The following is a 10,861-nucleotide window of genomic DNA, read 5'->3' on the forward strand; positions in this document are numbered from 1 at the left end:
GCAAGAAGGAGCTGATCGTGACCGCGGGCGGCAAGAACGTCGCCCCCGCGGTGCTGGAGGACCAGGTCCGCGCCCACCCGCTGATCAGCCAGTGCGTCGTCGTCGGGGACGCCAAGCCGTTCATCGGCGCGCTGGTCACCATCGACGAGGAGGCGTTGCCGACGTTCCTCGCGAGCGCCGGACTGCCCCCGGACACCCCGGTCGAGAAGCTGCGCGAGAACGAGGGCCTGCGCGCCGAGGTCCAGTCCGCGATCGACACCGCGAACCAGTCCGTGTCGAAGGCCGAGGCGATCAAGGTCTTCCGGATCCTGCCCCGCGACTTCACCGAGGCGACCGGTGAGCTGACCCCGTCGCTGAAGGTCAAGCGACAGGTCGTCCACAAGACGTACGCGGCGGAGATCGCCGACATCTACCGCAGCTGACTACCATCCGTCACGTGCCCGCATCCGCATCCGCCCCACCACATCCGCATCCCCTCGCCGCGGCCGCCCGCCTGGTGATGCTGGCGCTGGTCGCGATCCTGACCCTGTTCGCCACCCGCGACGTCACCCAGCTGTGGTGGATCGCGCTGCTGGCGGTCGCCGGAGCGCCCTCCCTGCTCGCCCCGCAGCACCGGCTGATCGGGCCGCTGAGCCGGGTGGCCGAGGTGGTGGTGCTGGGGCTGGCCGCGAGCCAGGTCGCCGCTGTCGCGTCGGTCGGGGGCACGGTCGACGGGCTCGGCGCCTCCGCGGTGCTGCCCTACCTGGCGGTGCCGGTGACCGTCACCGCCCTGCGCCGCCGCTTCCGCGAGGGCGCGGCGCTGCTCGCGGTGACCGCCGGCACGCTGCTGGTCAGCGGCGCGTTGACCCAGGTCGACGGCGGGCGTCAGCTCGGCCAGGTCGGCTACCTCGCGGTCTGCGCGCAGTGGCTGATCCTCGCCGCGCTCGGGCTCTACGCCGCCGGCACCCTGCACCGGGTGATGGCCGTCCGCGCCGACGGCAAGCCCCAGCCGTACGCCGAGGCGACCCGGCTGCTGACCCAGCTGCGGACGGTGGCCCGGCAACTGCCGGGGGCGACCCTGGACCCGGGCGGCATCTCCGAGCACCTGCTGGAGGAGCTGCGCACGGTGGCCCGGGCGGACCGGGGCGCGGTGCTGTCGGCCAGCGGCGGGGGCCGGCTCGTGGTGCTCGCCCAGGCCGGGGTGGACCGGGTGGACTGGGAGACGACCCTGGACGCCGATTCGGCGATCGCCGACGCCTGGGCCAGCCAGCAGGCCACGACGGCCGCCCGCTCGCAGTCGCGCTCCCACCGGGGCGGGGACGTGTCGGCGCTGATCGTCCCGCTGGTCGCCGGGGTGCGCACGGTGGGGCTGGTGGTGCTGGAGGCGGACGTCGCGCAGGCGTACCCGCCGCCGGTGGTGTCCCGGGTCACCGGGCTGACCCAGCCGGCCGCGCTGCGGCTGGAGGCGGCTCTGCTGTTCGACGAGGTCCGTTCGCTGGCCACCAACGAGGAGCGTCAGCGGCTGGCCCGGGAGATCCACGACGGGGTGGCGCAGGAGCTGGTGATGGTCGGCTACGGCATCGACAACGCCCTGGCCACCGTCTTCGACGACGCGGACGAGACCGCCGAGGCGCTGCGTACGCTGCGCGGCGAGGTGACCCGGGTGATCACCGAGCTGCGGCTGAGCCTGTTCGAGCTGCGCAGCGAGGTGGACCGGCAGGGCGGCCTGGCCGCGGCGATCGCCGAGTACGCCCGGACGGTGGGCGCCTCGGGCGGCTTGCGGGTGCACCTGTCGCTGGACGAGTCCACCGCGCGCCTGCCGGCGGCCACCGAGGCCGAGTTGCTGCGCATCGCGCAGGAGGCGGTGACCAACGCTCGCAAGCACGCCGGAGCCTCGAATCTCTGGGTCACGTGTGAGGTGGACCCCCCGTACGCTCAAATTGAAGTGTCGGATGACGGTCAGGGGATGGCTGACCAGCGCCCCGACGGACGGTACGGTCTTGCGATCATGGCCGAGAGGGCGGAACGTATCCGGGGCCGGTTGGAGATCAGGCCGCGGCAACCCAGCGGCACGACCGTGGCGGTGGTTCTCGGCACCTCGTCCCGGCGCGACAACGTGCGCGACAGCGCAGCACCAGAAGGGGAGTAACCCGAGGATGACCACAAGTCCGACACCGGCCACCCGCACCAAGGTTCTCCTTGTCGACGATCATGACCTGATTCGCAAGGGCCTGCGGCACGCCTTCGAGCGCGACCGTCAGTTCGAGGTCGTCGGCGAGGCCGCGACCGCGGCTGAGGGGGTACGCCAGGCCGGCGCCCTGCAGCCGGACGTGGTGATCATGGATCTGCGGCTGCCCGACGGCAGCGGCCTGGAGGCCACCCGCGCGCTGCGCAAGTCCAGCGCGTCGATGGGCATCGTGGTGCTGACCATGTACGCGGGCGACGACCAGCTCTTCGGCGCCCTGGAGGCCGGCGCGAGCGCCTTCGTGCCGAAGACCGCCCCGGCCGACGAGGTGGTGGCCGCCGCGCGGCACGCCGCCTCCTCGCCCAGCGCGTTCACGGCCGCCGACCTGGCCGAGGCGATGAAGCGTCGGCTCGCCCCGTCCGGCCCGCAGCTCTCCCCCCGGGAGGGGCAGGTGCTGCGGCTGCTCGCCGACGGGATGAGCGTGGCGGGCATCGCGAAGCAGCTGTTCGTGAGCGAGTCCACCGCCAAGACGCACATCTCGAAGCTCTACGAGAAGCTCGGCGCCGCCAACCGGGCACAGGCGCTGATGACCGCGCTGCGGCTCGGCCTGCTCGAAGCGCCGGACGCCCCGAAGTTCTGACCCGCGCCCGCTCGTCGAGCGGGACACCGCGACCGAAGGTCCGTGCCGGCTCGTCGCCGGCGCGGACCTTCGTGTATCGACCGACGTCGGCGGGAATTCGGCGGCACGCTATGGTCTGGCGGGTACGTCGGGGGCAGAATACCCGCGCGGGCGACGACGCCCGCGTCGCGGACTCAAGGGGTTGAGCGCATGCAGCGGCCGGACTGGGCACCCGACACCATCGACATCGAGCGCCCGAGCGTCGCGCGGATGTACGACTACTACCTCGGCGGATCGCACAACTTCGCCGCCGACCGGGCCGCCGCGCAGGCGATGGTGGCCGCCGTCCCGGAGGCGCCGCTGATGGCGCAGGCCAACCGGGCGTTCCTGCGCCGAGCGGTCCACCACCTCGCCGAGGCCGGCGTCCGACAGTTCCTCGACATCGGCTCGGGCATTCCCACAGTCGGCAACGTGCACGAGATCGCCCAGCGCATCGACCCGGAGTCGCGGGTGGTCTATGTGGACGTTGATCCGGTCGCGGTGGCGCACAGCCGGGAGATCCTGGCTGGCAACGACCGCGCGGTGGTCGTACAGGAGGATCTGCGGCACCCGGAGCGGATCCTGGCGCACCCCGACGTCCGCAAGCTGCTCGACCTGAGCCAACCGGTGGCCGTGATGATCGTGGCCGTCCTGCACTTCGTCTCCGACGACGACCGCCCGGCGGAGCTGCTGGCGACGCTGCGCGACGCGTTGGCGCCCGGCAGCTACCTGGTGCTGTCGCAGGCCAGCGACGACGGGCGCAGCGAGGACGAGCGCGCCGAGGCCGAGCGGGTCTACCGGCGTACCGACAGCCCGCTCTGGATTCGTAACCGGGCCGAGCTGACCGCGCTCTTCGACGGGTTCGAGCTGGTCGACCCGGGCGTCGTCTGGGTGCCACAGTGGCGACCGGACACCCCGGAGAGCGCGGAGGACGCCGAACGCGCGGTCTTCATGGGCGGCGTCGGACGACTCGGTGACTGAGTCGCCCGGGAAGGCCACCCGCCCGGGCACCTTCGCCCGCGCGTGGGCCAAGGCGGTCTCCGGCACGAGCTACCTGCCGATGACCCAGGCTCAGCTCGAGGCCCTGCTGCACCGGCTCACCGGGCAGTTGGCCGGCGCGCTGCTCGCCGAGCCGTTCGACCTGCGGGCCGGGCACCGGGTCGGCGCCGAGTTGGTCGCCGCGCACATCGCGTCCGCGGAGGGGCTGGGTCGTACGGTCGAGGTCATCCAGCTCCGGCTCGTGCGGGACCTGGGGCTGGTGGCCGAGGACGTCGAGGACCGGATGGCGCGGCTGCTGGCCGCCGTGGCGACCGGCTACGCCCGCGCGCTGCGCGACCGGACGCTCGACGAGCAGGAGTCGATCCGCCGGGCCGCCATGATGGCCCGGACGCAGGCCGAGCGGGCGCTGCGGGCCAGCGAGGCCCGGTTCCGCCACCAGGCCACCCACGACCCGCTCACCGGCCTGCCCAACCGGACGCTGTTCACCGAACGACTCACCGCCGCCCTCAACGAGCCGGGCCGGGGCGCCCAGCGCATGGGGGTGTGCTTCCTCGACCTGGACCGCTTCAAGGTCGTCAACGACAGCCTGGGGCACCAGGTGGGCGACCGGCTGCTGACCACGGTGGCCGAGCGGCTGCGCCAGGCCCTCGGTGAACACCTGGTGGCCCGCCTCGGCGGCGACGAGTTCGTCATCCTGGTGGAGGGCGCCAGCGGCACCGACGCCGTGGTGGAGGTGGCCGAGAGCGCCCTGGCCGCGGTCCGCACACCGGCGGTGGTCGACGGGCACGAACTCCAGGTCACGGCGAGCATCGGCATCGTCGAGCGGCAGGTGGCCGGGGCCACCCCCAGCGACCTGATGCGGGCCGCCGACAGCACCCTGCACTGGGCGAAGTCGGCCGGCGGGGCGCGCTGGGCGCTCTACGACGCCGAGCGCAACCGCCGCGAGCTGGCCCGCTACGCCCTCTCGGCGGCCATCCCGGCCGCGCTGGAGCGGGGCGAGTTCTACCTCGACTACCAACCCCTGACCTCGCTGCGCGACGGCCGGCTGCTCGGCGTGGAGGCGCTGGTCCGCTGGCGCCATCCGGAGCTGGGCGTCCTGCGGCCGGACAGCTTCATCGCGCTGGCCGAGGAGACCGGCCTGATCGTGCAACTGGGTGGGTGGGTGCTGGCCGAGGCGTGCCGGGAGGCGGAGGCGTGGTCGGCGGAGGGCGTCCAGGCACCGTTCGTGAGCGTCAACCTGGCGGTCCGGCAGGTGCACCGGCCCGGCCTGGTGCAGGAGGTCCGGGCGCTGCTGCGCCAGACCGGCCTGCCGCCCGAGCGACTCCAGTTGGAGATCACCGAGAGCACGATGATGAGCAGCGCCAAGGAGCCCGTGCGCGCGCTGCGGGTGCTGGCCGATCTCGGGGTACGCATCGCCATCGACGACTTCGGCACCGGCTACAGCAACCTGGCGTACCTGCGGGACCTGCCCGTCACCGAGCTGAAGGTGGCCGGGGAGTTCGTGGCCGGCCTGCGCTCGCCGGCGGTGGGGCGTACCGACGAGCGGATCCTCGCCTCGCTGGTGTCGCTGGCACACGCGCTGGACCTGACGGTGACCGCCGAGGGGGTGGAGACCGCCGGGCAGGCCGAGCGGCTGCGGGCGATCGGCTGCGACGCCGCCCAGGGCTGGCATTTCGGCCGGCCGGCCCCCGCCGACCGCATCCTGGCCCGCATCCGCTGAACCCCCGCACCACCAGTAGACAGCGTCTACGCCCGCCTGGTAGACACTGTCTATGAGCGAGGGGGAGGCGGGCCTGCGGGCCCGACTGGTGGCCGCCGGGGTGGACCTCGTGCTGCGCGAGGGCCAGTCGGCGGTGTCACTGCGGGAGATCGCCCGCCGGGCGGGCGTCTCGCACGGCGCGCCGCGCCGCTACTTCCCCACCCACGTCGACCTGCTCTCCGCCATCGCCCGGGAGGGCTTCGCCGACCTCACCGCCCGCGTCGAGGAGACGCTGCGCGCGGCCGGCCCGGACCCGCGTACCCGCCTGGTCGCGCTGGCCCGGACGTACCTGGACTTCGCCGCGGCGCACCACGGCATGTTCGAGCTGATGTTCCGCCACGACCTGCTGGCCAGCGGCCGTCTGCGGCTGCGCGAGACGAGCCTGCCGCTGTTCACCCTCCTGGTCGACCTGGTCGCCCAGGCACGCCAGCCGACCGACGCGCCCGCCCCGGTGCTGGCCGGCGCGCTCTGGGCCAACCTGCACGGCATCGCCCAGCTCTGGGCCTGGGGCAGCCTGCCGCTGGCCACCGGCGTCACCGACGACGACACCCTCCTGCGGGCCGCGCTCGACGCGCACCTCGGCCCCGCGCCGCACTGAACCGGGAGAAGACGTGCCCCTGCTGTACGACATCGGCAAACTGACCGTCGGCACCACCCTGCGGCTGGGCTGGCGGCCCCGCGTGGAAGGGCTGGAGCATCTGCCCCGCCACGGCGGCGCCATCCTCGCCGGCAACCACCTGTCCGTCGCCGACGAGGTGTTCCTCGGCTGCCTGACGCCGCGCCACGTCACCTTCTGGGCCAAGGCCGAGTACTTCACCGGCCGAGGCCCGAGCGGCTGGCTCAGCCGGCGGATCGTCTCCGGCATGGGCGCCATCCGGGTCGAGCGCGCCGGCGGCCGGGCCGCCCTCACGGCCCTCGACGCGGCCGTGCCGGTGCTGCGCGCCGGCGGTCTCGTCGCCATCTACCCGGAGGGCACCCGGTCCCCGGACGGGCGGCTCTACCGGGGTCGGGTCGGCATGACCCGGCTCGCCCGCGACGCCGAGGTGCCGATCATCCCGGTCGGTGTGCTCGGCACCGCCGAGGTCCTGCCGGTCGACGCGCGGCTGCCCCGCCGACACCCGGTCACCCTGCGGTTCGGTCCGCCGATTCCGGTCGCCGGGCGCATCACCGGGCCCCGCGACATCCGGATGATCACCGACGAGGTGATGGCCGCGATCCAACGGCTCACCGACCAGGAGTACGTGCCCCGCTACGCCCCGCCCCGGCCGGCCCGCACCTGAACACGGGCGGCGGTCAGCCGGCGAGCAGAGCCGCCATCCGCTGTGCCTGCGCCTCCCAGCGCCACTCCCGCTCCACCCACGCCCGGCCGGCCGCGCCGAGCTGGCGGGCCAGATCCCGGTCGGCGAGCAGTCGGGCGACCCGGTCGGCGAGCTGGGCGACGTCCCGGCCACGGACCACGTACCCGGTCTCGCCCTCACGGACGGCGTCCGGGGCGCCGCCGGAGTCCCCAGCCACCACCGGCAGACCGGTCGCGGACGCCTCCAGGTAGACGATGCCCAGCCCCTCCACGTCCAGGCCGCGGTTGCGGGTGCGGCAGGGCATCGCGTAGACGTCGCCGGCCGCGTAGTGCGCCGGCAGCGCGGCCGCCGGCACCGAACCGGTGAACACCACGTCCCGCTCGACGCCCATCTGCCGGGCCAGCTTCTCCAGGGTCGCCCGGTACGGACCGCCGCCGACGATCAGCAGCGCCGCGTCGGGCACCCGGCGGCGGATCTCCGGCAGCGCCCGGATCAGCATGTCCTGACCCTTGCGCGGCACCAGTCGGGACACGCACACCACCACCGGCCGGTCGGTCAGCCCCAACCGGGCCCGGACCGGCTCACCGTCCACCGTCGGGTGGTAGGTGTCCACGTCCACCCCGGGCGCCAGCCGGCGCAGGTCGGTCACCCCGTCCAGCACGCGGGCCAGCCGGACGCGGGTGTACTCGCCGAGGTAGGTGGTCACGTCGACACCCCGACCGATGCGCCGCAGCGCCGGCCGGGCAGCCGCCAGCGCCGCCCAGCCGACCTCGTGGCCGTGGGTCTGCGCCACCACCCGGCGTACGCCCGCCCGGCGGCGCAGGCCGCCGGCGAGCAACCCCAGCGGGGCCGCCGCGCCGAACCACACCGTGTCGCAGTCGTACGCGCGGGCGAGGCGGGCCGCCCGGCGGGCGATCAGCGGGGTGGGCAGCAGCACCCGGGTGCGCTCGCGGATCACCTCGAACGGCTGGTCGGCGTCGAACTTCGCGGCGCCGCGCCAGCTCGACGCGTACACGACCACCGACCCGGCCGGCTGACGCACGGCGAGGTTGTGCACGAAGGACTGGATGCCGCCCGGACGGGGCGGGAAGTCGTTGGTGATCAGCAGCGTGCGGCTCATCGGCCAGCCTCCCGGGCGTACGCGCGGGCGGCGGCCATCCGCTCCACGGTGGACGGATGCGAGGCCGAGTAGAGGTATTCCCAGCGCGGCGGATCGGGGTCGCCGAGGTTGACCGAGCCGAGGCGGCGCTGCATCGACTCGAAGGCCACCGGGTCGCGGGTGAGCGCGAGCGCGTGCGCGTCGGCTCGCGCCTCCACCCGCCGCGACATCAGCGCCTGCACCGGGGTGGCGACCAGGCCGGCCACCGTGACCAGGGCGATCAGCAGCGGGAACGCGCGTGGATCGGCCACCGAGTCGACGCCGGCCAACCGCAGCAGCAGCCCCCACGAGCCGAGCAGGTAGAGCGCCACCACGGCGGCGGCGGCGCCCAGCGCCCCGGTCAGCGTGCCCACCGCCACGTCGGAGTCCTTCGCGTGCCCCAACTCGTGCGCCACCACGGCGGTCACCTCGGCGGGGGTGGCCTCGCTCAGCAGCGTGTCGTAGACGACCACCCGGCGGGTCGGCCCGAGGCCGGAGACGTACGCGTTGACCGCCCTGGTGCGCCGCGAGGCGTCGGCGACCAGCACGTCGCGCACCGGCACCCCGTCGCGGGCGGCCATGCTCATCAGCTCGGTGCGCAGCGGACCCTGCTCCATGGGGGTGAACTTGTTGAACACCGGCTCCACCAGCACCGGCAGCACGAACGAGAGCAGCACCACCAGCAGGGCCGCGCCCGCCGCGCCGAACGCCCACCACCAGCGCGGCGCGAACCGGATGACCGCGTAGAAGCCGAACAGCGCCACCGCGCCGATCACGGCGCTGACCGCGTACGACTTGAGCAGGTCGACGGCCCAGCCACTCCATCCGTTGGTGCTCAGCCCGTAGCGGGTCAGCACGCTCTGGCGCCACGCGGAGAACGGGAGGGTGAGCAGGTCGGCGACGAGCACCACGGCGAGACCGCCGAGCACCGCCCGCGCGATCCAGTGCCCGCCGAACGGCCGGCCCACCAGCTCGACCAGGCGGCTGCCCAGCGGGGTGAGGCCGAGCGCGACGGCGATCAGCAGCCCGACGGCGAGCGCGGCGTAGCTCCCGGGGCGCAGCGCGGCACGGAACGCACGCCCCTTGGCCACCTGCTCCACCGGGAGATCGCGCAGCGCGGCGAGCTGGTCGGCGCGGGGCGCCGGTGGCCGGTGCCAGGGAATGAACAGCGCGGCGGTCACCAGCAGGGCCACCGTCAATCCGGCCAGCGTCAGCAACGCCCAACCGCGCGGGGTCACCGGGGCCCGCCGTGCTCGCGTCGTACCCCGTTCATCCCGCCGCTCCTCCCGCCGTGACCGCCCATCCTATGGCCCGCGAAAAGCCCGCTTCGCCCGCGGTGTCGCGCTCCGGCGACGCGGACGGCCGTGCGGGAACTCAGGCCACCCGGCGGACCCGGCGTGCGGCGACGTCGGGCCGCGCGGGCGCGGCCAGCACCTCGACGTCGAAGCCGGCCCGGGCGAGCACCTCGATGGCCTCGACCTCGGCGGCGACCAGCCCGGCCGCCGGGGACGTCTCGTCGAACAGGGCGGTCAGCGGGCAGCCGGAACAGCCGTCGGCCCGTTTCGCGCACCCGTCGCAGTCGATGAGCATCACGCCTCCTGATCGCTGGCGATGCGCGGTCGACGCCCTGTCGTCGTCGCCCGAGCACCGTCGGTCACATCGACGCTATCCACCGGGTACGACAGAACCGCCCGCACCGCCCCGTTGAGGGCTAGATCGACTCCAGATCAGCGAAATCGGGGTATCCCGGCCGGCCGGACACCACGACATCGCCGACCTCTTGTCGATCAAGGTGTCGCGGTAGCCCACGGGCCCCCGATCGTCGTCGATCCAATCGCCGGTCAACTGCCGGTCAAGCGCCTGTTCCCTCGACCGGGGCCGCTGCGATCGTTGCGGTACGGCCGATCCACCGCCCGACGAGGGTCCACCGACGCACCTGCCGGGCCGGGTGCAACCGGCCGTCCACGTTGATCCATCGGAGGATTCGAATGCGCGGACCATCCTCGACCACACGCTCCCGGCTCTCGGCCGTCGCGCTCCTCGCGGCCACCGCGACGGCCGCGGGCGGGCTCGTCGCCACGCCGGCGCAGGCCACCTCGGCGCTCGGCTGCAACTACCCCCGCGTCTGCTTCTGGGTGACCGGGAACCCGTACGACGGCGCCCCGCCGACCGCGTCGTTCCAGGACAACTACTACCAGACCCTCGGGTCCCGGAGCAGGGGCGCGGACTGGGTCTACAACAGCCGCAACGACGACGGCGCGAAGATCTTCTACTCCAACGGCGACTGGGTGTGCGTCTCCCCGGGCGAGCTGGCCTACCTCGAGCCGTACGGCTACGCGGTGGCCCTCGACATCATGGACTCCCCGTACTGCTCCTACTGACCGCTCGCCGGAGGTTGAAGACATGAATCCACGACGTCTCCTGGCCGCGTGCGCCGTCACGGTGACCGCAGCGGTCGGCCTGGTCGCCACACCGGCGTTCGCCGGTGGCTACTTCCAGACGAAGACGGACCTGAACCTGCGCTACTGCCAGTGGCTGAACAACTCGCAGTGCTCGGTCATCCTCACGATCCCCAAGGGCCAGTCGGTCTACCTGAACTGCTGGGCGACCGGATCGTCGGTCAACGGCGACACCGTCTGGTACAACGCGTTCTACGGCAGCGCGAACGGCATGCTCGCCGGTGACTACATGTACACCGGCCACGACCCGAACCCCGCCGTCTCCCGCTGCGGCTGACACGCGATCCGGCCGCTGGTAGCGACTCGGCGGCCAACTCGATGGCCTCGCGGATCTCGGTGCGCAGCGCGGCGGTCATCGGCGTCCGCAGCTCGAAGATGGTGCGCCG

11 protein-coding genes and 1 pseudogene are annotated in these 10,861 nt (G+C 73.7%); 9 read left to right on the top strand and 3 right to left on the bottom strand.

Features of this window, described 5'->3' with window-relative positions; all coding sequences use genetic code 11:
• The 7 genes and pseudogenes from AB0J68_RS16700 to AB0J68_RS16730 all read left to right on the top strand — a co-directional run.
• Nucleotides 1-422: pseudogene (locus tag AB0J68_RS16700) on the top strand (long-chain fatty acid--CoA ligase); the annotation flags it as partial.
• 14 nt (nucleotides 423-436) lie between these two features.
• A complete protein-coding gene (locus AB0J68_RS16705) occupies nucleotides 437-2,128 on the top strand; it encodes a GAF domain-containing sensor histidine kinase (RefSeq protein ID WP_363939240.1) in 1,692 nt (563 codons plus the stop codon).
• Between the two features lie 7 nt (nucleotides 2,129-2,135).
• Nucleotides 2,136-2,804, top strand: a complete 669-nt coding sequence (locus tag AB0J68_RS16710) for a response regulator transcription factor (RefSeq protein WP_007072219.1) — start codon at nucleotides 2,136-2,138, stop codon at nucleotides 2,802-2,804.
• 189 nt (nucleotides 2,805-2,993) lie between these two features.
• Nucleotides 2,994-3,803, top strand: a complete 810-nt coding sequence (locus AB0J68_RS16715; RefSeq protein WP_354858194.1) for an SAM-dependent methyltransferase — start codon at nucleotides 2,994-2,996, stop codon at nucleotides 3,801-3,803.
• Between the two features lie 79 nt (nucleotides 3,804-3,882).
• Entirely contained in the window at nucleotides 3,883-5,541 is a 1,659-nt protein-coding gene (locus AB0J68_RS16720; protein WP_354858261.1) for an EAL domain-containing protein, read from the top strand.
• A 52-nt stretch (nucleotides 5,542-5,593) separates the two neighbouring features.
• On the top strand, nucleotides 5,594-6,178 hold the full coding sequence (locus tag AB0J68_RS16725) for a TetR/AcrR family transcriptional regulator (RefSeq protein ID WP_354858191.1): 585 nt from the start codon (nucleotides 5,594-5,596) through the stop codon (nucleotides 6,176-6,178).
• Nucleotides 6,179-6,191: 13 nt separating this feature from the next.
• Entirely contained in the window at nucleotides 6,192-6,860 is a 669-nt protein-coding gene (locus AB0J68_RS16730; protein WP_363939242.1) for a lysophospholipid acyltransferase family protein, read from the top strand.
• A gap of 13 nt (nucleotides 6,861-6,873) precedes the next feature.
• Here AB0J68_RS16730 and AB0J68_RS16735 read toward each other — a convergent pair whose 3' ends face one another.
• The 3 genes from AB0J68_RS16735 to AB0J68_RS16745 form a co-directional block, all read right to left on the bottom strand.
• Nucleotides 6,874-7,998 (bottom strand): glycosyltransferase family 4 protein, encoded by a 1,125-nt coding sequence (locus tag AB0J68_RS16735; RefSeq protein WP_354858187.1) that lies wholly within the window; start codon nucleotides 7,996-7,998, stop codon nucleotides 6,874-6,876.
• Nucleotides 7,995-9,254 carry a M48 family metallopeptidase gene (locus AB0J68_RS16740; protein ID WP_363939244.1) on the bottom strand — a complete coding sequence of 420 codons (1,260 nt, stop codon included), beginning with the start codon at nucleotides 9,252-9,254 and terminating at the stop codon, nucleotides 7,995-7,997. The genes AB0J68_RS16735 and AB0J68_RS16740 overlap by 4 nt, the downstream gene beginning before the upstream one ends.
• Nucleotides 9,255-9,390: 136 nt before the next feature.
• Nucleotides 9,391-9,606 (bottom strand): hypothetical protein, encoded by a 216-nt coding sequence (locus AB0J68_RS16745; RefSeq protein ID WP_354858183.1) that lies wholly within the window; start codon nucleotides 9,604-9,606, stop codon nucleotides 9,391-9,393.
• 398 nt (nucleotides 9,607-10,004) lie between these two features.
• Between AB0J68_RS16745 and AB0J68_RS16750 the strand changes: the two genes are divergently transcribed.
• Entirely contained in the window at nucleotides 10,005-10,397 is a 393-nt protein-coding gene (locus tag AB0J68_RS16750) for a hypothetical protein (protein ID WP_354858182.1), read from the top strand.
• A gap of 22 nt (nucleotides 10,398-10,419) precedes the next feature.
• Nucleotides 10,420-10,752, top strand: coding sequence for a hypothetical protein (locus tag AB0J68_RS16755; RefSeq protein WP_355066906.1), 333 nt, complete (start codon nucleotides 10,420-10,422; stop codon nucleotides 10,750-10,752).
• Nucleotides 10,753-10,861: the final 109 nt, after the last annotated feature.

Source organism: Micromonospora sp. NPDC049580, from assembly GCF_040675595.1.
GTDB lineage: Bacteria > Actinomycetota > Actinomycetes > Mycobacteriales > Micromonosporaceae > Micromonospora.